Raw genomic sequence first — 23,473 nt, forward strand, 5'->3', positions numbered from 1 at the left:
CCCAATTCGTTGGGAATCTGGACGCCGGCACAGGCCGCGAATGTCGCCTCGGGTGGCAACCTGCTGGCCAATGACGGCGTGCCGCAGGCAATCGTCGATGGCTTTCTGTCGGCAAGCGGGCATATCGGCGACCGGCTGATCGCGGCCATGCGCGCAGGCGTCACGGCGGGGGGCGAGGCCGGCCCGATACACTCGGCAGGCCTGAAGATCGCCGACAAGGTACCCTGGCCCGTTGCAGATCTGCGCTGCGACTGGACCCTTGATTGCCCGGTCGAGGCTATCGCCAGCCTTTGGGACATCTACAAGCCGCAGCTTGACGCCTATGTCCAGCGCGCGCTTGATCCGCGCGAGGCCCCGTCCTATGGCGTTCCCGGAGACGAGTGACACCAACGGCACCGAAGAATGGCGCTTGTCGGGGAAAGGCATACCCGGTCACGCTTACCCGTTCGGTTACGTGACCGCAGGACCAGCCAGCGCGGCAAAGTAAGCAAGCGCGTGTTCCGCAAAGCGCCGGGAGACGAAACCCCGGTTCACCACTTCCCGCGATGCAAGAACAACGCGAAGCGGGCGGATGTCGTCCTTGATGGCCAGCGTCCTGACCTCGCGCCCGTCATAGGTCCGCGAAGATGGCGGGCGCATCACAAGGAAGGTAAAGCCAAACCCGGCCGCGACCGCGCTGCGCACCGCCTCAAGCGAGGTCGAGATATAGGCGATCCGGGGCGCCATGCCGTTTTCGGCCAGCAATTCATCGAAATAGTGGCGGCTACCCGGACCGTCCAGCATCACATAAGGTTCGTCCAGCAGTTCCGACAGACGGACCGAAGCCCTTTGGGCAAGCCGATGTTCCGCCGAAACCACCACCATCGGGCGCAGAGAAGCAAGCTCCAGCAGGTTCAGCCCCCCGGTATCGGCCCCGCGATCATAGGTCAGCGCGAAATCCAGTGACCCTTCGCGCAACGCATCGGCAAGCCCCGCCAGCGACATTTCCTGCGGCCTGATGGTCAGCGCGGGTTCGGCCCTGGCAAAGCTGCGGATCAGATCGGCGGCGTAAAAGGGGGTAAGTGTCCAGAAAACGCCCAGACGGATTTCGCCGGCCAGTTCCGCAGCCAGTGCGGCGGCTTCCCGTTCGACCTGCTCGGCTTGCCGTTCAAGCCGCGCCACATGTTCAAGAAACGCCCGCCCCTGCACTGTCAACGTCAGGCCACGGGCATGATGGCGGTCGAACAGTGTCAGGCCGGTCACGGCCTCAAGCTTTTCAAGCGCCTGCGCGACCGAAGGTTGAGATATGTTCAGCACCCGTGCCGCCTGCGCGATGCCGCCATGCGCCGCCACCGCCCGGAAATAGGTGCATTGTCGCAACGTGAATCGAACCATATTTTTGCTGTCTTATGATCGGAAATATGAATTTTTACCTTCCTTGAAAAAAGGTCAAGCTGGACAATATATGCCCGCCCCGCCCTGCGGACCGGCGCGCTTTCCGACAGAAGCAGCAAAAGGGTCAGCCATGTCGCCAGTTCAGCCCGTCGAGGAATTGCTTGCCGCCGCCCGCCGCCCACCAGAGGACGCGCGGGCGATGCCGCCTTCGGTCTATACCAGCCCTGAATTCCTGCAACGCGAGACCGAGACGATCTTTTCAAGGGAATGGGTCTGCGTCGGTCGCGCCAGCAGCCTGCCGCAGACCGGCGACTACCTGACCTGCGACCTGGCCGGTCAGCCAGTGGTCATATTACGGGACAGCAAGGGAAAGCTGCGCGCTTTCTCGAATGTGTGCCTGCACCGCATGTCAACCATCGTCGAAGGCAGCGGCAACAGGCGGGTTCTGGTCTGCCCGTATCACGCATGGACCTATGGGCTGGACGGAAGGCTGCGCGGCGCACCGTTCATGACCGGGACCAGCGGCTTCTGCAAGGAAAGCTATCGCCTGCCACAGATCCGCTGCGAGGAATGGCTTGGCTGGGTTTATATCACGCTGGACAAGACCCGCGCCAGCGTCGCGCAAGACCTGCAAGAGGTCGAAAGGATGATCGCACCCTACGAGGTGCAGAACTATGTCGAGTGCTTCCGCGAAACGCATGTCTGGAACACGAACTGGAAAGTCCTGGCCGAGAATTTCATGGAAAGCTATCACCTGCCGGTCTGCCACGCAGCCACCGTCGGCGGACATTCAAAGCTGGAAGAGATGGACTGCCCGCCCGGCCTGCGAAATTTCAACTATCACTGGATCACCAAAGAGGCCACGCTGGCAATCGGCAACGCGCATCCCGACAACACGCGGCTGCAAGGGCGCTGGCGCAAGACAACGGCGCTGCTGACACTGTATCCCAGCCACCTGATCACCCTGACGCCCGGCTATTTCTGGTACCTGTCCCTGCATCCGAAAGGAACCGGGCAGGTGGCAATGGTATTCGCCGGCGGCTTGTCGCCCGAATTTATGGCCGACCCGCGCGCCGGGGAATATGCCGCGTCCCTGAAAGCCCTGCTGGACGAGGTGAATGCCGAGGATCGCGGCTGCACCGAAAAGGTGTTCCGGGGCCTGAATGCCGATGCCGCGCGACCGGGGCATTTATCCAGCCTGGAACGCCCGATCTATGATTTCATGCAATATATCGCCGAACGGACGGCGGGGTTCGAACGTTCGTTTCCGCAGGCCGCCGAACAGGCCGGGCCGGCGGAAACGCCAGCCCGCCGCTTGTCTATCTCGTCAGCCAGGTGCTGAAGCGTTCGTTAAGCTGAATGTCCCGGTCAACCCAGAACTCGACCGAGATTTGCAGCGCTTTCGTCATGTTCGCCTCTGCCGTCGGCAGAAAGCCCGCCATCTCGGTCGTGCCATCCTCATAGGTGCCGACCAGCGGCAGCGAGGATTTGCGCGCGGGGCCATAGCTGATCCATCTGGTCTGATCAGCCAGCCGCTGCGTGTCAGTGGCAAAGCGGATATATTCCATCGCCTCATCCCTGTTCGGAGTGCCCTTTGGCACAACAAACAGTTCATATTCATAGATCTGCCCGTCCCAGATCACCTCGAAAGGCTTGTTCTCGGCAACGACAGCCGAGAACAGCCGCCCGTTGAACGCCGTGGTCATCGCCACTTCGCCATCCGCCAGAAGCTGCGGCGGCTGCGCGCCGGTTTCCCACCAGACGGCCTGAGCCTTGATCTTGTCCAGCATGGCAAAGGCCCGGTCCACCCCTTCGTCCGTGGCAAGCACGTCATAAACCTCGGTCGCCGGAACACCATCCGCCATCAAAGCCATTTCCAGATTGGGCTTCGCGTTCTTGCGCATGCCGCGCTTTCCGGGAAATTTTTCCAGATCGAAGAAATCGCCGACGGTCTGCGGCTGGTCGCCGGTGAACCTGTTCCTGTCATAGCCGATGACCGAGGAAAAGACCATCGAGGCCACCGCGCAATCGGTCAGCGCGCCGTCCAGAAAATCCTCGGTCGCAGGCGTGCCGTCGGGTGCTGCGGGCAGTGAGGCGGGGTCAATTTCCTCAAGCAGCCCCTCGTCGCACAACCGGACGGCATCGGTATATTCGACATCCGCGACATCGACGGTGACATTGCCCGTCTCGACCATGGATTTGATCGGACCGGCCGGATTGTCAGCCGACATCATCGTGACCGCGATACCGGTCGCCGCCGAGAACGGCTTGTTATAGGCTTCGACCTGACTTTTTTCATAGGCTCCGCCCCAGCTCATGACGGTCAGATCGGCATGGGCAGTGGCGGCAAGGGCCGAAAACGCCGTACCGAGGATAAGAAGTCTTTTCATGGATGGCTCCGTGTTGATGAAGTGACGACCGTGGCCCGGTCGTTCGCGGTTACTCTTGTGGTGAAGGTGCAGATGGGGCCGGGCGCGCGTGCCCCTGCGATCCCGACGACCTCATCCCTGTTGCGGCATCTGGACCCGTTACGACCGGGCCGCCCTGTTATCTGCGCCGATCATGGGTAATCGAACTACAGGGTTAAATTACTGTTTTCCGCAGCGATGCTTCGACGATTGCTAAGCCATCGCCACGCCGCGACAAAGCCGGTCCTGCCGGGTCACGGTTTCACGCGATGCTGTGCAAAACGAGACCCGGATCAGACCCGGCAGACAGCAGCACGCGCACAGGTCGAGCGCGCCAACAGACATGGCGATCACGCCACATAAAACTGATGACGGGACGGTCGTCCCGCTTGGGGACTGTTTCAGCAACCTGTCAGAGCGCGACCGGATGGCGGAAATGCTTGTGACAGAACCTGCGTCGGCTATAGTTCCACAAGAATGATTTGTTGTGCCGACGCTGAAAAATATCGCAATCTAAAAGGATTGGGTTCGTCCGGGGCAATAAGCAAGGGGGAAAAAGTGGATAAGATGACAACGTTCCTGCTGGAACAAGCCCGCAAGGGCCGGATTGGACGGCGCGAATTTATCGGCAGGGCTGTGGCTGCGGGTATGGCGATGGGTTCGGCCAATGCGATCTTTGCCGGCAGCGCCGCCGCACAAACGCCCAAACGCGGCGGACACCTGCGGATGGGGATCACCGGCGGGGCCTCGACGGATTCGCTTGATCCGGCCAGCTATAGCGGGTCGTTCAACTTTGTTGTGGGCCATAGCTGGGGCGATACGCTGATCGAATCCCACCCCGAGACGGGCGCGGCCCTGCCCAATCTGGCCGAGGCATGGGAGGCATCGGCCGATGCGAAGGTGTGGCGCTTCAGGATTCGCGAGGGTGTGAAATTTCATGACGGCACGCCGCTGACAACAGCCGACGCGGTGGCAACTTTGCGGCGCCATGCGGATTCGAATTCGCAATCGGGCGCTGCCGGGCTGCTCAGCTCTATCGAAACGATCGGGGAAGAAGGCGGCGATCTGGTGATTACGCTGGCCGCCGCCGATGCCGATCTGCCACTGCTTCTGACCGATTATCACCTGATGATCCAACCCGGAGGCGGGGTCGAGGCCCCTCTGGCGGCCATTGGAACCGGCCCCTACAAGCTGACCGATTACCAGCCGGGCATTCGCGCCAGCTTTGAGAAGAATGCCGATGATTGGCGCGATGACAGGGGGTTTGTAGACAGTTTCGAAATGCTGTCCATGAACGACACCACCGCGCGCATTGCAGCACTGTCGTCTGGCCAACTGGATTTCATCGATATGATCGACGCCAAGACGGTGGCGCTGCTGGAACGCGTGCCGACGGTCCAGATCCTGACATCCAAGGGCAAGGGTTTCTACTGTTTCCTGATGCATTGCGACACCGCGCCGTTTGACAATAACGACCTGCGGCTTGCCTTGAAATACGCCATTGATCGCGAGGCGATGCTGCAACAGATCCTGGGCGGCTATGGCTCTCTTGGCAATGATTTTCCGGTCAACGAGGCCTATGCGCTTTTCCCCCAGGGGATCGAGCAGCGCGCCTATGATCCCGAGCGAGCGAAATTTCACTTTGAGAAATCCGGCCATAGCGGCCCGGTTTCGCTGCGCACCTCGAATGCGGCATTTCCGGGCGCGGTCGATGCCTCGGTGCTGTACCAGCAGAATGCAGCGGCTGCCGGCATCACGCTGGATGTGCGCCGCGAACCTGACGATGGTTACTGGTCGAATGTCTGGAACGTGCAGCCGTTCTGCGCCTCTTACTGGGGCGGTCGTCCGACGCAGGATGCGCGCTATTCCACCAGCTATATTTCCAGCGCGGAATGGAACGATACCCGGTTCAAGCGCGAGGATTTCGACAAGCTTGTCCTGCAGGCGCGTGCCGAACTGGATCAGGGCATACGTGCCGAACTTTATCGCCAGATCGCCATGATCCAGCGAGACGAAGGAGGGACGATCCTTCCGGTCTTCAACGACTATATAAATGGCGGCAGCAAGCGGTTGCGCGGGTTCGTGCCCGATATTGGCAATGATCTGTCGAACGGCAAAGTCGCCAGCCGTGTCTGGCTGGAGGGATAGACCGGCGGGCGTACATCCTGTGCGCCCGATCCACAGTTTCGGGAAACTCCTGTCATGACCGAATCCTTGCGCGGGCTCGCCTCGCGATTTCCATTGGCCAGCCTGATCCTGCGCAGGCTCTTGCTTGGCCTTCTGCTGCTGCTTGCCGTGTCGCTGATGATCTTTGTCGGCGTCGAGGCCCTGCCCGGAGATTTTGCGACCACATATCTGGGTCAGGCGGCCACGCCACAGGCGGTCGCCAATATCCGGGCCGAACTGGGCCTCGATCGACCATTGCCACTGCGGTATGTCGATTGGCTGGGCGGGATGATCCGCGGCGATTTCGGCACCTCATGGGCCAGCCGCATGCCGGTTGCCGATCAGGTCTTGGGGCGGATGTCGAACTCGCTCTTTCTGGCCTTTGTTGCCGCCGTCATTGCCATTCCACTGGCGATCCTGCTGGGACTGCTGACCGTATTGCTGCGCGACACGTTCTTTGACCGGGCGATCAACGTGATCACGCTTGCGGCGATCTCGCTGCCAGAGTTCTTTATCGGCTATCTGCTGATCCTGATCTTCGCGGTCACGCTGGGGATCTCGACCTTTCCGTCCACGGTATTCGACGGCATGAGCCTGGTGGACAAATTGCAAACGGTCGCGCTGCCCGTGGCGACGCTGGTGCTGGTGGTGCTGGCGCATATGATGCGGATGACGCGCGCCGCGATCATCTCGGTCATGTCATCGCCCTATATGGAAACCGCCGAGTTGAAGGGTCTGGGCAAATGGCAGGCCATTTTGCGCCATGCGGCCCCCAATGCGGTGGCACCGATCGTCAATGTCGTCGCGCTGAACCTTGCCTATCTGATCGTCGGCGTGGTGGTTGTCGAGGTGGTCTTTGTCTATCCCGGCATGGGCCAGTACATGGTCGATGCGGTCACTGTTCGCGACATGCCGGTCGTGCAGGCCTGCGGGCTGAGCTTTGCGGCGGTCTATATTCTTCTGAACATGACGGCGGATATCATTGCCATCGTCTCGAACCCACGGCTGAGACATCCGCGATGAAACCTGGCAAGATCCCCCTCTCGGCGCTGGTCGGAATGGCAGGCATCGCGCTGGCCCTGTTCTGCGCACTCTTTGCGCCGTTGATCGCCCCATATGGCGAACGCGAGATCGTGGGTGCGGTTTGGCAGCCCATTGGCGATGACTTCGTTCTGGGCACCGACAATCTGGGTCGCGATCTGCTGTCGCGGCTCATATATGGCGCGCGGGTCACGCTGTTTGTCGCGCTGAGTTCCTCGGTCCTGTCCTTCGCGCTTGGCATCACGCTAAGCTTCATTGCCGCAGTGAACCGGGGGATCACGGATCATGTGCTGTCGCGGCTGAACGATCTGATGATGTCGATCCCGACGCTGATCTTCGCACTGGTGGTACTGGCCGTTTTGCCACAAAATCTCTGGGTGCTGATCCTCGTCATGGCAGTTCTGGATTCCACGCGGGTCTTTCGTCTGGGCCGCGCCGTTGCGCTGAATGTCGCCGTGATGGATTTCGTCGAGGCTGCGCGGCTGCGCGGCGAAGGCACACCCCGGATCATCTTCCGCGAGATCCTGCCCAACACATTAACGCCGCTTCTGGCCGAGTTCGGGCTGCGCTTTGCCTTTGCGGTTCTGTTTCTGTCCACCCTGTCATTTCTGGGCCTCGGCGTGCAGCCGCCCACGGCCGATTGGGGCGGTATGGTCAAGGACAACAAGGATGGGATCATGTTCGGCATCAGCGCGGCCCTGGTCCCTGGCGCGGCCATTGCGACACTGGCAGTTTGCGTCAATCTGGTCGTGGACTGGCTGCTGAACCGGACCTCGAACCTGAAGGGAGGGCGCGGGTGACGACGGGCGATATCTTGCAGATCAGCGGGCTTCAGATCCGGGCGAAAATCTGGCCGTCCGGCGAGCCTCCTCGTGAGACCGAGATCGTCAAAGGCATTTCGGTCGATCTGGAAAAGGGCAAGGTTCTGGGGCTGATCGGCGAATCCGGTGCGGGAAAATCAACCATCGGTCTGGCCGCGCTGGCATGGCAGCGCGACGGGCTTCGCATTTCGGGCGGGCAGGTTCTGTTGGACGGAGAGGATTTGCTGGCCCTCCCACCACGCGCTATCCGACAGTTGCGCGGCAGGCGGGTCTGCTATGTGGCGCAATCGGCGGCGGCGGCCTTCAACCCGGCACATCGGTTGGGCGATCAGGTGATCGAAGCCGCGCTTTTGCACGGGATCATGAACCGATCCGAGGCCGAAGGGCGGGCGCGCTATCTTTTTGGCGTTCTCGGATTGCCCGATCCGGAAAGTTTCGGCACGCGATATCCACATCAGGTCTCGGGCGGACAGTTGCAACGGGCGATGACGGCCATGGCACTTTGTCCGCATCCCGACCTGATCGTCTTTGACGAACCGACAACGGCGCTTGACGTGACCACCCAGCTTGACGTTCTGGCAGCGATCCGGCACGCCGTCGAAGAGACCCGAACCGCCGCGATCTATATCACCCATGATCTTGCCGTGGTGACACAGGTGGCCGATCACATCATGGTGCTGCGTCATGGTGAAACGGTCGAATATGGCCCAACCCGCCAGATCGTCGAAAGCCCGCGCGAGGCCTATACACGCGAATTGCTGAATGTCGCAACAATCGAGCGGCCCCAGCGCGAGGACCAGCCCGAGCCGGTGTTGCAGATCGGGAATATCACCGCAGGCTATCAGCCGGGCGTGAATATCCTGAGCGATGTGTCAATGCAGTTGCCAAAGGGTCAGACATTGGCCGTGGTGGGTGAATCCGGCTCGGGGAAATCGACGCTGGCGCGGGTCATTACGGGATTGCTGCCACCATCGGCGGGTCAGATTCTGTTCAATGGCCAACCCCTCTCGCGCGATCTCAGGGGGCGAAGCCGCGAGGCGAGGCGCCGTATCCAGTTGATCTACCAATCAGCCGATACCGCAATGAACCCGCTCCATACCGTTGCCGAAATCATCGGGCGGCCCCTGACTTTCTATTTCGGTCTGCGGGGGGCAGAAAAGCGTCGGCGCGTCTCTGAATTGCTGGACTCGATCGAGATGGGCGACGGTTTCGCAGGGCGCTATCCGGCCGAACTGTCCGGTGGCCAGAAACAGCGCGTGGCCATTGCCCGCGCGCTTGCGGCAAAGCCCGACCTGATCCTGTGCGATGAGCCGACTTCAGCCCTTGATCCACTGGTTGCGGCAGGCATACTCAAGCTGCTTTTGCGCCTGCAGGAACAGATGCAGGTCTCTTATCTGTTCATCACCCATGACATCCATATCGTCCGGGCCATCGCCGATTCCATCGCCGTGATGTATCGCGGTCAGGTGCAGCGCTTTGGTCCCAAGGCGCAGGTTCTGTCACCGCCTTTCGACGATTACACCGACCTGTTGCTGAAATCCGTGCCCGAGGCGCGGATCGGCTGGCTGGACAAGGCGATAAGAGAACGGCGCATGGAAAGCGCCGGCAACTGACTTTGGGGCAGATCATGGATCAGCGCGACTTTACCATTATTGAAAATCAGTGGATCACGCTTAAGGACGGCACCAGACTGGCCGCCCGGATCTGGATGCCCGCAGATGCCATTCGTGATCCCGTCCCGGCGGTGCTGGAGTTTTTGCCCTATCGCAAGCGCTCGGGCACCGAGGCGCGGGACGATTCCACCTATCCCGTCTTTGCGGCGGCGGGCATTGCCGGCGTGCGTGTCGATATCCGGGGTTCGGGCGAATCCGGGGGCGTGATCGACGGTGAATATACGCCGCTGGAACTGGACAATGCCTGCGAGATCATTGCCTGGATCGCAGCGCAACCCTGGTCGAATGGCGCGGTCGGCATGATGGGGATTTCATGGGGCGGCTTCAACTGCCTGCAAGTCGCAGCACTCGGGGCCCCCGCGCTCAAGGCAGTGATCTCGATCGCCTCGACGGTGGATCGTTACAATGACGATATCCATTACAAGGGCGGTTGCCAGCTTTCCGCGCAGCTTTCCTGGGCTGCAACCATGCTGGCCTATCAGTCACGCAGTCCCGATCCCGCCCTTGTCGGCGATATCTGGCGCAAGATGTGGGTCGAGCGGCTGGAGCAAGAACCGTTCTTCATGCCCGAATGGCTGGAGCATCAACGCCGCGACAGTTTCTGGAAACATGGCTCGATCTGCGAAGATTTCTCTGCGATCAGGATCCCGGCGCTGGTGATTGCTGGCTGGGCCGATGGCTATCGCAATACCCCGCTCAAGGCGGCGCAGGGACTGGGTCCGAATGCCAAGGTGCTGATCGGCCCGTGGATCCACAAATACCCGCATTTCGCCTGGCCAAAACCTCGCGCGGATTTCCATGCCGAAGCCATCCGCTGGTGGCGCCGCTGGCTCTGCCACGAGCAGAACGGAGCGGAAAACCTGCCACAACTCCGTGCCTATATGCTGGAGGCGGTGCGTCCGGCACCGCGACGGGAATTCGATCCGGGCCGCTGGATTGCCAGCGATCTCTGGCGGGAACCGGAAACACTGCGCCTTTATGGCCCGCAGCTTTCACCTGAACCCGGCGGTGCGGGCGAGGATGTCTATCTACGCAGTCCACTGGATTGCGGCACGGCGTCGGGTGAATGGTTTACGCTGAAGCCCGATGCCGAACTGCCTCAGGATCAGCGCATGGATGATGCCGGTGCATTATGCTTTGAAACCGCGCCATCTGACCAGCCCATCGAGTTTCTGGGGCAACCCGTCCTCTGGCTGCGGCTGTCTTGCGCCGATGATTGGGCGAATATCTGCGCTCGTCTGGTTGACGTACATCCCGATGGCACGGCATACCGGATTTCCTTTGGCGTCCTCAATCTCGCCCATCGCAACGGACACGAGGCCCCCCGGCCGATGCCGAAAAATGAGATGGTCGATATTGCCCTGACGCTGGATTGCTGCGGTTATCGCCTGAAGCCGGGCCACAGGCTGCGGCTGGCGCTTTCGACCTCATATTGGCCAACCATCCTGCCGCCGCCCACCGATCCCGGCGTCACGATCCGGACCGGCAGCCTGATGCTGGATTTGCCTCTGCTTGGGACGCATGAAGATCTGACCCTGCCCGAGCCTGCAAACCCCGATCCGCTGCCCGAATATGTCACCCATGAACCGGGGACGACTTATCGACGGGTTTTGCGTGATTTAGGCGAGAACAGGACCGAATATCATATCCATGACGATACCGGTCTGGTCGAAGTTCCCGAGGTCGGCATGATTCACGGAGAAATCCGTAATGAAATCTGGATGATCGCACCGGATGACCCACTGTCGATGAAAGGGCGGGCGCATTGGACCTGCAAGATGCGCCGGGGCAACTGGTCGGTTCGCAGCGAAGTCTCGACCGAGATGACCTGCACTCGCGAGGCGTGGATATTACATGCTGTGGTTGCCGCATGGGACGGCGACGGGCTCGTATCAAAGCGCGAGTTCAATCACCGCATCCCAAGGGATTTCATGTAAGAGGGCTTTCCCATCGCACCCGGCTTACGGCGCATTGCTCGCCACAGGTGACGGCGCGGCGCGGCTTGGGGCCGCGCTGGAAGAGTATTCCCGAACCCGCCAGCAGCGTTGCCGGATGCACAGGACAGGTAATGTGCTGAATTATAGCTGACGGAATGCCAAAATGCGGCGGCGGAGGTTGTCAGGGGGTCAGCCCTTCGGGGTCGGGCAGGCCATTGGCGCGGGCGGTCGCGGTCAGCGTATTCGCAAGCAGACAGGCAATGGTCATCGGGCCGACGCCGCGAGGCACCGGGGTGATCGCCCCGGCAATCTGACATGCGGCGGCAAAATCGACATCGCCGACCAGCCCGTCGTCAGTCCGGTTGATGCCGACATCGATCACCGTCGCGCCGGGCCTGATCCAGTCGCCCTTGACGAAATGTGCCCGGCCCACGGCAGCGACCAGAATATCGGCACTGCGGCACAGCGCGGGCAGGTCGCGCGTGCGCGAATGGGCGACGGTCACGGTCGCGCTGTCGCGCAGCAGCAACTGCGCCATCGGCTTGCCGACGATATTGCTGCGCCCGATCACCACCGCATTGGCACCGGACAGATCGCCCAACCGGTCGCGCAGCAGCATCAGGCATCCCAGAGGCGTGCAGGGCACCATCGCCTTTTGCCCCGTGGCCAGCCGCCCTGCATTCAGGATGTGAAACCCGTCCACATCCTTGGCCGGGTCGATGGCATTGATCACCGCCGCCTCGTTCATCCCGGCAGGCAACGGCAGTTGCACCAGAATCCCGTTAACCGCCGGATCGGCATTCAGCCGCGCGATCAGGTCCAGCAGATCGGCCTCGGGTGTCGCGGCGGGCAGGTGGTGCTCGTACGAGTTCATCCCGGCCTCGACCGTCTGCCGGCCTTTCGCGCGGACATAGACCTGACTGGCGGGATCCTCGCCCACCAGCACCACGGCCAGTCCGGGCTTTATGCCGCGCCGCGCCATGGCGGCAACCTCGGTGGCGATCCTTGCACGCAGTCCGGCGGCGAAACCTGCGCCATCTATCACATCGGCTGTCACGAGCGTTCTCCGTTCAGATGCTGGTCTTCCTGAGCGATGGCAGCCTCGACAAGCTGACGCCAGATCGCTTCGATCAGATCGCCGTCCAGCCCCGCCTCGACCGCCTGCTGGCGGGCATTCGTCACCACCTGTTCGACCCGCCAGCCGATCCGCGCGGGCAGCCCGTGGGCGGCCTTGATCCGGGCAGCCCGGTCGATCAGGGCGCGGCGTTGGGCGAACAGCGCGATCAACTGCGAATCCACCGCGTCGATCCGGGCGCGCAGCGTCTGCATGTCGTGAATATCGTCAATGGGCGTCATGGGGCCGGACATGCACTGTCAGGACCGGTCGCGCAAGTGCGGAAACGTGGCGCAGGGGGGGCGACTGCCACCGCCCTTGCCGCAGGGGCGCCCACCGCCGCAGAGGTGGATGATTGCGGGCCACGGCCAATAAGCCAGATTCCGCCAGTGTTTCGGCGATATGCCGTAACATTTTGAAAATAATTGTAAAATTATGATATGATCTGTTGATAAAAAATCGTGGACAGGGTTCGGATGCGGCATCATTATTGTTACATTGAACATGTGCGTTCGCTGTCAGGGCGACGCTAGGTTATTTGTATTTATTTTGTTATTTCCGACGCCCAAAAGTGAAAATTTTATTCGGGGAGCTTTTAATGCCTTCTTCCAGCCAGCCAGTCGAACAGTGGTGGATCAACGATCAGACGCCAGAAAACCCCTTTGGCAAGGGCGACGATTACGAGGCCTTTCTAGATTATCTGGGCGCATTGCCGCGCAGCCTGACGCCGGAAATCGCTGCGGAACCGCTGTTGATCAACGTCACGGAGCTGAACGACCATCCGGCCTATAAGGCCGCGGCCGTCGGGGCGCTGGACATGTGGTCGGCTGTCACGCCTCTGCAATTCGAGATCGTCGATGACGTACCCGTCGATCCGGATGTCCACTGGATGATGGTCGTCAGCCCCGAACTGGGCGAAGAGGACGATGGCAGCGCCTATTCCTCGAACCGCTATGTCAGCATCGGCCAGCGCTTTCACGACACGGAACCGAACCCGACCGATATTGGCGGCTATGTGTTCGACAGTTTCGTCCATGAGTTTGGCCATGAATTCGGGCTGAATCATCCCGGACTTTACAACTACAGCGGTCCGGGCGGGGTTCAGATCAACTATCTGAACAATGCGACCTGGATCTATGACCGTCAGCAATACAGCGTCATGTCCTATTTCGACGGGATCGATGTCGGCGAGGATACCCGCTGGTCGGCGGTAACGCCGATGATGGGTGATGTCGAGGCCGTGATCCGGCGCTTTTTCTCGACTGTGGACGATGATGGCGTGCGGACCTATCAGACCATCGACCTGAACACCGGCGACAACGTCTATGGGTTCAACAGCACGGAATACGGCTATGGCCTGACGTCAGCGGGCATGCAGCACGATGTCGGCTTTCTTATCCATGACACGGGCGGCCAGGACACGATCGACTTTTCGGGTTCCACGGCCGGCACGATCCTTGATCTGCGGGCGGGCCAGTTCTCCAGCGTCAATGGTCACAGGAACAATGTCTCGATCTTTGCGGGCCATAACGCCGACCAGACCGAATATCACATCGAACGAGGGATTGGCAGCGATCATAACGACGTTCTGATCGGCAATGACGGCGACAACATCCTGGATGGTCGCGGAGGGGCCGACAGCATGGCCGGCGGCGCAGGCGACGATACCTATTTCGTCGATTCCAACAGCGACGTCATCCGCGAAACGGCAGATGGCGGCAATGACACGGTCTATCTGTTTTCAAGCGGCCCGGCACGGAACGACGATCCCTATCCCAATGTCGAGAATATCATCGAGGTCGGCGGCACGCCGGTCGGCACTGACGGCGGCACAGGCGGAACCGGGCCGCGTCCTGTTGTCACGCCGGACAGCGTCGTTGTCGGCGAGGACGACAAAAATGATACGCTGGATGGCGGTGCCGGGGGCCAGACGATCCTTGGCCTGAGCGGAGACGACCTGCTGATTGGCGGTCGCGATTCTCTGGCCAGCCGCGACATCAACAACACCATCCCCGTCGCCGATCTTGAGGATCAGACCGAAAGCGACGATGGCGCTGATGCGATCTATGGCGGGCGCGGGAACGATACCCTCTATGGCGGCGCGGGCGACGATACGCTGGACGGCGGTTACGGCGACGATGTGATGTACGGTCAGGCGGGCGTCGATGTGTTCATCGGTGGCAGCGGCAGCGACACGGTCGATTTCAGCCAGGAAAGCCCGTTCCAGCTTATCGTGAATCTGGAACGGAACCTCGCGCGCGGCGGCACGGCATCAGGCGACACCTTCTACAGCATCGAGAATCTGATCGGATCCGACGACCGGATCGACCGGTTCGTCGGCACAAATGCGGGCAACCATTTTCAGGGCCGGGGCGGTGGAGACGTGTTCAACGGCCGTGGCGGCAACGACCGCCTTGATGGCGGGGCCGATGGCGACATCATCTATGGCGAGGACGGCCATGACACGATCATCGGCGGCGGCGGTCAGGATTACCTGAATGGCGGCAAGGGCATCGATACGGTCATCTATTCGGGCAGCCCGGATGGCGTCACGGTCGATCTGGCCAATGGCACAGCCAGCGGCGGCGATGGCACCGGCCCGGTGCAGATCGTCGGGCGCGGCACGGCCATCCGGCACGATATTCTTGAGGGATTTGAACATGTCGTCGGCTCGTCCCATGGCGACCACCTGATCGGAGATGACGCGCGCAACAAGCTTTTCGGGCGCGCGGGCGATGACACGCTGACCGGCGGGGGCGGCACCGACACTTTGAACGGCGGGGCGGGCAGTGACACGGCGGATTACGCCGACGCGACTGCCGGTCTCCGCCTCAACCTGTCGGGCCAGGGCTCGGGCGGGGATATTTATGTCTCGATCGAAAACCTTGCCGGTTCGGGCCATGACGACAGGCTGACGGGCAACCGTGAGGCCAATGTGCTGACCGGGCAGGGCGGCGACGATACCCTGCGCGGCAATGGTGGCGACGATACCTTGCTGGGGGATTTTGCCCTGCGCGACGATGCGCCCCGCCCCGGCATGGGCACCGGCTATGCCACGCTTGGGCCGGATGCGACGAATAATTCGTTCGAGACGGCGTTTGACCTTTCGGACAATTTCTCGTTGGCCGAGGATCCCGACATCTTCGATTCCACCACCGTCCTGCACACCACGGTCGATGCCACCGGCAACGGGTTGGGTGGTTACTACAAGGTCGATCTGGCGGCCGGAACGGTTCTCACGGTGGATATCGACGGCATCGCCGATCCCGATATCCATGATAGCTGGGTGGTTCTGCTGGACAGCGCGGGCAATATCATGACCGACAATGACGATGGCGGCGGCGACCCCGGATCAACCAGCCGCCGCGATTCCAGCGCGGTCTTTGTGGTCCAGGAGGCCGGAACCTATTACATCGTGGAAGGAGCCTGGTCGCCCGACGCCCCTGGCAGCGGCTGGGTCGAAGCGGTGCCCGAGGGTTCGACCTACAAGCTTAACGTCTCGGTCGAATTTCCGCCCGAACCTGCGGAACCCGGCGCGGCAGGCAACGACCGGCTGCTTGGCGGGGCGGGCAAGGATCTGCTGGATGGCGGGCTTGGCGCGGACCGGCTGACGGGCGGCGCAGGCGCGGATTCGTTCCGCTTCTCGACCGCACTGGGGGCTGACAATATCGACCGGATCACCGATTTCGACAGCGCGTCCGATGTGATCGTCCTGGACCACCGGGTCTTTACCGAAACTGGCGAGGCCGGAGCCCTGTCCCCGGATGCGTTCCGTGCGACAGCATCAGGCAATGCACAGGATCAGGACGACCGGATCATCTATGACACCAGAGGCGGTTATCTGTCCTATGATGCTGACGGATCGGGGGATGGCGAGGCGATCAGATTCGCCCATATCGGGCCGCGCCATGACCTGACAGCCGACGAGTTCATGATCATCTGACTTGCCGCAGCCTGACAGAGGGGCGAGCGCGCCCTGCCCCTCTGGTCATCGTGCCAGCCTCGGTGGCGGCGAAAGCATGAAGGGAAGCACGGGGTGAAACGCCTGACCAATCGCCGTTCCTTGCTGCTGGCGGCAGGGCTGCTTGCCGCAGGCACCGCTTCGGCCCGTTCGGCTGATCTCAGCGGCAGCGTCCGGCTTGCGGATGGTACTGTCCTGCCAAAGGGCGATATCAGGATTTATCTTGAGGACGCCGCCCATAACCGCGCCGCCTCGGCCAAGGTAAAAAGCGACGGCGCGTCGAAGGCCGTTGCCTTCACCCTGCCGCTGACCGCCGACAACGCCGCCGCCCCCATGCAGATCGTCGCCCGGCTTGAGCGCAGCGATGGCTGGCTGCTTGCACGAGGCAGTGCAAAGCTTGAACCCGAAAGTCCGATAGACATCACACTTTACACCGTTATGTACTGACCGCGCCCCGCAGGCTCAGCGCGCCGGTGCGCGGGGCTTTTGGGGGCGCGGGGCGTAGAACATGAAGAAGAAGGCCGGGCTGAACAGAAAGGCCAAGGTCGCGGATAACAGGACTCCGCCCGCGATGGCGACGGCAAAGGGCGGCCAGAACAGGCCCCCGGTCAGGAACAGCGGGATAAAGCCGCCAAAGGTCGTCAGCGTGGTCGAAATGATGTGCGGCGCGGCGGCGGCGACCTCTTGCGCGCCTGCGGCCCGGTCGCCCCGTGCGGCGGCGTTGTTTCCCTGAAGGGCGGTAAAGATGATGATCGCGGCATTGATCGAGACTCCGATCGATCCGATCATCCCCACCATCGCATTGATGCCGAAGGGAAAATCCATGATTTTCAGCGACAGCAGCGACAGCCCGGCAGCCAGTCCCGACACCAGCACCGCACCGATAGTCAGCCGGAAAGACCGGAAGGTCACAACTGCCGTGGCCAGCGTCAGCGTCACGATCAGCCCAAGCGAGGCGATCAGGTTACGTACGGCATCGCTGCGCTCGCTGGCATCGCCGCCAAGTTCCAGCCGATAGCCTGCGGGGATCGCGACATCCGATCTCTGGATGGCGGCCAAGGCATCCCGCGTCGCCTGTTCGGACAGGATACCGGCGCGGGTGAATGCCTGCACAAGGTTGATGCGCTCGGCGTCGCGGCGATGGATGGCCGATTCAGCGACCTCCAGCCGCATGTCGCCAAGGCTTGACAGCGGCACGACCGACGGCATCCCGTCCGCATCCATGGCGACCAGAGGGAAATCCCGGATCCGGTCGGCATTGCCGCGCGTCGCCTCGTTCACGCGGACCCGGATGGGGATCTGTTCGGCCCGTTCGACCATGGTGGTGGCGATCTGTCCGGCAAGCCCGGCATTCAGTTGACCGGCAATGGCGACCTCGTTCAGCCCGACCATGCGCGCGCGGACGCTGTCAATGTCAAAACGGATCTGCGGCAAGCCGCGCGACATGGTGGACCTGACATGAGTGATCGCCTGTTGCTGCCGCAGCACGGCCTTCAGGCTTTCGCCAAGCTCTGTCAGCCTGCCCAGATCAGGCCCGACCAGCCGAAATTCCACCGGCGCATCCACCGGCGGCCCCTGAGTCAGCACCCGGACGATGACACGCGCCTCGGGGAAGGCGTAGTCCAGTTCTTGCTGCAACTGTTCGGACAGATGCGCGGCAGTCTCGGCGTCGTCGGTCGTCACCATCGCCTGCGCAAAATAAGCTTCGTCCGAGCGGCTGCCGATCAGGTTGTAATAGAACGAGGGCGCGGATTCCCCGATGCCCCAATAGACCGAGCCGACGCCCGGCTTGCCGCGCAGGACGGCATCCACGCGCCGCACCACCTGTTCCGTCCGCGCGATGCTGCTGTGGCCGGGCAGTTCAAGTTCAAGATGGAACTGGTTGCGGTACTCGACCGGAAAGAACTGTGGCGTCAGCGTGGGCGCGAACCACAGCCCCATCAGCGGCAGGATCAGCGAGACCAGCAGCATCAGCGACGGGTATCGCAGGCCGTGCACCATGGCGCGCGACCACAGGCCGGGCGCGCGGGCGCGCGCGTGATGGGCCGCCGAAAGGAAACGCGCGCTGATGGCCGAGGTCACAAAGATCGCCAGAACGAAGGACCAGACCAGCATGACTGCGACCGAGATGGCGATGGCCGAGACGAAATCTCCGGTCGGACCGGGCAGAACCATCATCGGCGCGAAGGCCAGTATGGTGGTCAGCGTCGATGCGGCCAGCGGCACCATCAACCGGCCGATCGCAAGCCGGGCCGCCTCTGCCCGCGCGCGCCCCTCAAGCAGGTTTCGCCTCACCTCGTGGGTCATGACGATGGCCGCATCAACGACAAGCCCAAGCGCCGCGATCAGCCCCGCCATGGTCATCTGATGCAAGGGCAGCCCGATTGCCGACAGGCTTGCCAGCGTCGCCAGCGATACCAGCGGCAGGATCAGCGCCACAACGGCCGCCGCACGCCAGCCAAGGGTCACGATCAGCACCAGTATGACGATGACGGTGCCTTGCAGCAGGCTGAGGGCAAGCTGGGTCAGGCGATCCACCGTATAGGCGCTTTGATCAAACAGCAATTTCAGTGACATGCCCGCCGGCATGACCTGCCTGGCGGTATCCAGCCGGTCGCGGACCTGACCCATCCAGCGGTCGATCTGCGCGCCATCCTTGACCAGAGCCGCAATCAGGATCGCGGGCTTTCCATCGGCCAGCGCAAGCCCCGCAGGCGGCAAGGCCGCGCCACGGCTGACATTTGCGACATCGGCGACCACCAGCCCCTTGCCCGGCATCCCCTCGCGCAGCGGAATCGCGCGGATCCGGTCAAGGCCGACAACCTCGCCCGAGACGGACAGGTTGGTATCGGTCTCGGGCGAGGGCAGATGCCCTGCCAGAACCTTGCCATCGCCCGCCGCGATCCGGCCCGCGATCTGCGACACGGTGATCCCCAGCGCGGCGCTGGCGACCGGATCGACACTGACCAGAACCTCTTCATCCGGCGCGCCAAACAGCCTGACCACGCGGGTCTCGGGGACATTGCGCAACTGATCGGCAATGTGATCGGCAAGGCGCAGGGCGGCGGTGGGGTTGGTGCCGGGATGGTCCAGTGTCAGGCCGATCACCGTGGAGTAGGCCGTGATCCCCTCGGTATCGATTTCGGGCGGCAGGGCGTCGGCGGGCAGGCGCGGCAGGGCATCGTCCACCGCGCTGCGCAGCCTGGTCCAGACCCGTGGAATGCCGACATCGGACATGGTTTCGTCCAGCGCGACATTGATGATCGAGATCCCTTTCAGCGACAGGCTTTCGATCTCGGCGATTTCGGCGATCTCGCGCAGCTCGGTTTCCAGTTCCTTCGTGATCTCGGCCTCGATGCGCGCCGGATCGGCTCCGGGCAGGCGCGTCTTGATCGTGGCATAGATATTGGTGATCGTCGGATCCTCTTGGCGACCAAGCGTCAGTATCGAGGACAGCCCGGCCATCACCAGAACCAGCACGACCAGAACAAGAAAGCGCGGTTCGTCAAAGGTCGGCAGGCGGCGCATGGTCAGTCCACCGGATCGACGGGCTGGCCGTTCGACAGCTTGTGAACGCCGCCCGTCACCACCCGGTCGCCATCGTCAAAGGCCCCGGACACAATGGCCTGATCGGTGCCGATATGCAGAATCTCGACCAGAACGCTGCGGGCGATGTCGTTGTCATCCACCGTGAAAACGGTCCATGCGTCCGAAATACCGGGCAACAGCGCATCCAGCGGGACCATCGCGCCGGTCACATGCAGCAGCGTATCGGCGCGCAGCACGCCTGTCTGGCCGAAATTGCGGGGCGGGTCGCCCGTTATGTCGAACAGCGCGATGCGCATATGCGTGACAGGATCCAGATCCGGGCGGATCGCACCAAGCATCGCCGGATAAACCTTGCCGCCAAGCTCGATCCCGGTCTGCCGGAACATCGCCGGATCCAGATCAGGCGGCAGACCGACACGAAAGCGGACGGCTCCGGCCTGATGAATCGTCAACACGGGCATTCCCGCCCCGGCGAAATCGCCCTCGTCCAGATGACGCGTGCCGATAAAGCCGTCATAGGGGGCGATCAGCCGCGCCTTGTCGATCCGGATGTTCACCTGGCGCAACCCGGCCTCGACTTCAGCATCCCGCGCGACCAGTTCGTTACGTTCCGCCAGGGCCTGATCGACCCGGTCAACCGTGGAAGATCCCGAATTTTGCAGCTTTTGCAGCCGATCGAGGTTCAGCTTCGCGTAATCGAGCCTTGCGCCAATGGCCGCGCGCGAGGCCAGCAACTCGCTTTGTTGCGCCTGCAACAGATCGGTATCCAGCAGGGCCAGCACCTGCCCTCTTGTCACCTCGTCGCCCTCGTCCACGCTGATCCCACGGATATATCCGCCAAGCTCAAAGGCCAGATCGGATCGCTGGTCGGCCTCGGTCTGGCCAGGAAACTGCCGTTCGACAAAGAACCTGTCGCCGATGGCAAGACGCTGGACCCGGACGGGAACGGACCTGACCTGCGCGGCTTGTCCCGCCACATCCGCCTGCGCCACCGGCGCGGCCAGGGCCAGGGCCATCGGGACGGACAGCAGACCGGCGCGGCCCGAGGCCGCAAGCCGCCGGATGACCGTCGCCCATCGTCGGACAGAAGCTGTGCGGTGGCGTCGATCGTTGGTCAGGCGGGTTCTCCGTTCGGCAGCAAGACGACCTTTCCGTGCCGGTCGGGGCTTTCCGCGCGTCCGATGGCATCGGCTATCTGTTCCAGCCGATAGGTGCGGTCGATCTGGTTGGTAAGTCCGTGACCCAGCAAAAGTTCGATGCAGCCCCTCAGCGCCTCGACCCGCTGCGCGGCCGACATGCGGTTCAGCAGCTTTGCCAGCCAGAACCCGCGCAGGCGAATATCCCGAAAGATCGTCTCGGAGGGCAGGATCTGGCAGGGCTGGCCGGACAGCATGCCATAGTTGATCAACGGCGCGCCATCCTCCAGGCAACCTGCCAGACGCATGACCTGTTCCCCGGCCACCCCGTCCAGCCCCAGCATGACCGGGGTGTTGCCGGTCGCCTCGCGGACGCGGGCGGGCAGGTCGTCGCCATCGACCAACACGAAATCCCCGCCAAGGGCGCGAATTTCGGCCTCGGCCTCGGGGCGGCGCACGATATTGACCGTTTGCAGGCCCATCGCCCGCGCCATGCCGATCACCATCCGACCGACTGCCGACAGGGGCGCGGACTGGATCAGGCAATCGCCGGGCTGCAGATCCCCACCATCGCGCAGCATCAGATAGGCACTGAGCGAGTTGACCTTGACCATCGAGGCCGCGACGCTGTCCAGCGCATCGGGCACCGGCATCACCATCAGCGCAGGCAGCGTTCGCCGCTGGCACCAGTTGTCATTGGCGATCATCAGGACGCGGTCGCCTTCCGCGACCCCGGAAACCTCGGACCCGGTCGCGGTCACGATACCGCAGGCCTCCATTCCGGCGGTGGCGGGCAGTCGCGCGGGCAGCATGCCATATTGCCCCCGCAACACGGCAATATCCGAAGGATTGACCGGAGCAGCCAGTATATCGACCGACACCTCCCACGGTTTGGGCGCGGGCGGCGCGGCGACGTTCTGGCAACCGGCGACATGGGCGGGCACGCCAAAGCGGTCGAACAGGATCTGTTTCATGTTACATGATTCCCCGGTCCGGCGGCACTTCCTTCCACAGGGCGGAAAGCGTGGCGATGGTGTGGTCGATCTCGTCGCGGGTATGATCGGCATTGATGAAAAAACGCAGCCGGGATTTTTCGCGCGGAACGATGGGATACATCATCGGAAAGGTGCAGATGCCCTGTTCGAACAGCTTGACCGACAGCCACAACGCCTGTTCCGATGACCGGAACATCAGCGGCACCACGGCACTGTCGCGGCTGACGCTGGTGTCGAAACCGGCCTGCCGCGCCTCCTGAATGAACGCGGCCGCGTTCTGCTGCAACCGGCGCGCGCGTTCAGGTTCCTCTTGCATCAGGCGCAGGGTCTCCAGACCGGCGGCGGTGTTGGCGGGCGTTGGCGCAGCGCCGTAAAGCAGCACGCCGGGGGCGAATTGCTTCAGCATCGCGATCAGCGGTTCCGACCCGGCGACATAGCCGCCGCAGGTCGCGAAGGCCTTGCTGAGCGAGCCGAACAGGATGTCGATGTCACCGGCCTCAAGTTCCGGAAAATAGTCCAGCACCCCCAGGCCGCGCGGGCCGATGACCCCCATCGAATGCGCCTCGTCCACCATCAGCAGCGCATGATGGCGATTTTTGACCTCGACAAAGGCAGGCAGGTCAGGAATGTCGCCATCCATCGAATAGACGCCCTCGATCAGAACAAAGCAGCGTTCGTAATATTCGCGATGTTCGGCAAGCAGGTCGTCCAGCGCTTCGGCGTCGTTATGCGGAAAGGACAGGCGCCTTGCCCCCGAGGTCTTGCTGCCGATCAGGGCGCTGTTATGGATCAGCTCATCATAGACGATCAGATCCGTCCCGCGCGCCAGATAGCCGATGGTGAAGGCGTTGGTGGAATAACCGCCCACCGACAGCACCGCATCCGCAGCCCCCGTCGCCTTGCAGATCTCGCGTTCGAATTCGCCATGCAGGGGGATCTCGCCGGTGATCGCGCGGCCCGATCCGGTCGAGACGCCGTATTCGGCGACCGCCGCCTGTGCCGCTTTCAGCACGCGCGGATCCCCGGCCAGACCCAGATAGTTATAGGACGAAAAGTTGATCATGTCGCGGTCTCCGATCCGCGCCCGCGCGCCCGATACGCCCAGATGATCCCGGAACAGGTTCCATTCGAAACCGTTCTGCTGGTAATACCACTGCATCGTGGCATATTCCTGATATTCCGGGAATTTTCCGAAATCGTAATATTCCGGCACCATGCGCAACCGGTTTCGCCCGGCCGAAGCCGAAACATCGTCGAGAAAGCTGGATTTCAGCCGGTCCAGTGTCGAGGTCATGCTG

17 protein-coding genes are annotated in these 23,473 nt (G+C 62.3%); 9 read left to right on the forward strand and 8 right to left on the reverse strand.

The annotated features are described in order from the left end of the window. Window positions 1-384 (forward strand): DUF1028 domain-containing protein (locus ACK5L9_RS04085; protein ID WP_416910174.1); only part of this gene is annotated, 384 nt, incomplete at its 5' end. A gap of 66 nt (window positions 385-450) precedes the next feature. Here ACK5L9_RS04085 and ACK5L9_RS04090 read toward each other — a convergent pair. Then, window positions 451-1,374, reverse strand: a complete 924-nt coding sequence (locus tag ACK5L9_RS04090) for a LysR family transcriptional regulator (protein ID WP_416910175.1) — start codon at window positions 1,372-1,374, stop codon at window positions 451-453. A gap of 130 nt (window positions 1,375-1,504) precedes the next feature. Here ACK5L9_RS04090 and ACK5L9_RS04095 point away from each other — a divergent pair, with 130 nt between their 5' ends. Next, the gene (locus tag ACK5L9_RS04095; RefSeq protein ID WP_416910176.1) at window positions 1,505-2,716 is read left to right on the forward strand and encodes an aromatic ring-hydroxylating oxygenase subunit alpha; all 1,212 of its coding nucleotides are present in this window, start codon (window positions 1,505-1,507) and stop codon (window positions 2,714-2,716) included. Here ACK5L9_RS04095 and ACK5L9_RS04100 read toward each other — a convergent pair. After that, window positions 2,694-3,764 carry an ABC transporter substrate-binding protein gene (locus ACK5L9_RS04100; RefSeq protein WP_416910177.1) on the reverse strand — a complete coding sequence of 357 codons (1,071 nt, stop codon included), beginning with the start codon at window positions 3,762-3,764 and terminating at the stop codon, window positions 2,694-2,696. The genes ACK5L9_RS04095 and ACK5L9_RS04100 overlap by 23 nt on opposite strands. A gap of 585 nt (window positions 3,765-4,349) precedes the next feature. Between ACK5L9_RS04100 and ACK5L9_RS04105 the strand changes: the two genes are divergently transcribed. The 5 genes from ACK5L9_RS04105 to ACK5L9_RS04125 are packed head-to-tail and all read left to right on the forward strand — an operon-like array spanning window position 4,350 to window position 11,420. Beyond that, window positions 4,350-5,930, forward strand: coding sequence for an ABC transporter substrate-binding protein (locus ACK5L9_RS04105; RefSeq protein ID WP_416910204.1), 1,581 nt, complete (start codon window positions 4,350-4,352; stop codon window positions 5,928-5,930). Between the two features lie 54 nt (window positions 5,931-5,984). Further along, entirely contained in the window at window positions 5,985-6,971 is a 987-nt protein-coding gene (locus ACK5L9_RS04110) for an ABC transporter permease (RefSeq protein WP_416910178.1), read from the forward strand. After that, window positions 6,968-7,789, forward strand: a complete 822-nt coding sequence (locus ACK5L9_RS04115) for an ABC transporter permease (RefSeq protein WP_416910179.1) — start codon at window positions 6,968-6,970, stop codon at window positions 7,787-7,789. The genes ACK5L9_RS04110 and ACK5L9_RS04115 overlap by 4 nt, the downstream gene beginning before the upstream one ends. Then, window positions 7,786-9,423 carry an ABC transporter ATP-binding protein gene (locus tag ACK5L9_RS04120; protein ID WP_416910180.1) on the forward strand — a complete coding sequence of 546 codons (1,638 nt, stop codon included), beginning with the start codon at window positions 7,786-7,788 and terminating at the stop codon, window positions 9,421-9,423. The genes ACK5L9_RS04115 and ACK5L9_RS04120 overlap by 4 nt, the downstream gene beginning before the upstream one ends. Before the next feature lie 14 nt (window positions 9,424-9,437). Continuing rightward, on the forward strand, window positions 9,438-11,420 hold the full coding sequence (locus ACK5L9_RS04125; protein ID WP_416910181.1) for a CocE/NonD family hydrolase: 1,983 nt from the start codon (window positions 9,438-9,440) through the stop codon (window positions 11,418-11,420). A 181-nt stretch (window positions 11,421-11,601) separates the two neighbouring features. Here ACK5L9_RS04125 and ACK5L9_RS04130 read toward each other — a convergent pair whose 3' ends face one another. Further along, window positions 11,602-12,477, reverse strand: a complete 876-nt coding sequence (locus ACK5L9_RS04130; protein WP_416910182.1) for a bifunctional methylenetetrahydrofolate dehydrogenase/methenyltetrahydrofolate cyclohydrolase — start codon at window positions 12,475-12,477, stop codon at window positions 11,602-11,604. Next, a complete protein-coding gene (locus ACK5L9_RS04135) occupies window positions 12,474-12,776 on the reverse strand; it encodes a chorismate mutase (RefSeq protein WP_416910183.1) in 303 nt (100 codons plus the stop codon). The genes ACK5L9_RS04130 and ACK5L9_RS04135 overlap by 4 nt, the downstream gene beginning before the upstream one ends. Window positions 12,777-13,132: 356 nt before the next feature. On the opposite strand from ACK5L9_RS04135, the gene ACK5L9_RS04140 reads away from it, so the two are divergent. Beyond that, window positions 13,133-16,477, forward strand: coding sequence for a M10 family metallopeptidase C-terminal domain-containing protein (locus ACK5L9_RS04140; RefSeq protein ID WP_416910184.1), 3,345 nt, complete (start codon window positions 13,133-13,135; stop codon window positions 16,475-16,477). A gap of 93 nt (window positions 16,478-16,570) precedes the next feature. Next, a complete protein-coding gene (locus ACK5L9_RS04145) occupies window positions 16,571-16,942 on the forward strand; it encodes a hypothetical protein (protein ID WP_416910185.1) in 372 nt (123 codons plus the stop codon). Window positions 16,943-16,957: 15 nt separating this feature from the next. Here the strand turns inward: ACK5L9_RS04145 and ACK5L9_RS04150 are convergent, their stop codons facing one another. From ACK5L9_RS04150 to ACK5L9_RS04165, 4 genes are all read right to left on the reverse strand, one after another. Continuing rightward, window positions 16,958-20,023, reverse strand: a complete 3,066-nt coding sequence (locus ACK5L9_RS04150; RefSeq protein ID WP_416910186.1) for an efflux RND transporter permease subunit — start codon at window positions 20,021-20,023, stop codon at window positions 16,958-16,960. 2 nt (window positions 20,024-20,025) lie between these two features. Further along, window positions 20,026-21,060 carry an efflux RND transporter periplasmic adaptor subunit gene (locus tag ACK5L9_RS04155; RefSeq protein ID WP_416910187.1) on the reverse strand — a complete coding sequence of 345 codons (1,035 nt, stop codon included), beginning with the start codon at window positions 21,058-21,060 and terminating at the stop codon, window positions 20,026-20,028. Window positions 21,061-21,158: 98 nt separating this feature from the next. Continuing rightward, a complete protein-coding gene (locus ACK5L9_RS04160; protein ID WP_416910188.1) occupies window positions 21,159-22,154 on the reverse strand; it encodes a zinc-dependent alcohol dehydrogenase family protein in 996 nt (331 codons plus the stop codon). A gap of 1 nt (window position 22,155) precedes the next feature. Continuing rightward, on the reverse strand, window positions 22,156-23,469 hold the full coding sequence (locus ACK5L9_RS04165) for an aminotransferase class I/II-fold pyridoxal phosphate-dependent enzyme (protein WP_416910189.1): 1,314 nt from the start codon (window positions 23,467-23,469) through the stop codon (window positions 22,156-22,158). Window positions 23,470-23,473 lie beyond the last annotated feature (4 nt).

It is taken from the genome of Paracoccus sp. (in: a-proteobacteria), assembly GCF_047973135.1.
Lineage (GTDB): Bacteria > Pseudomonadota > Alphaproteobacteria > Rhodobacterales > Rhodobacteraceae > Paracoccus.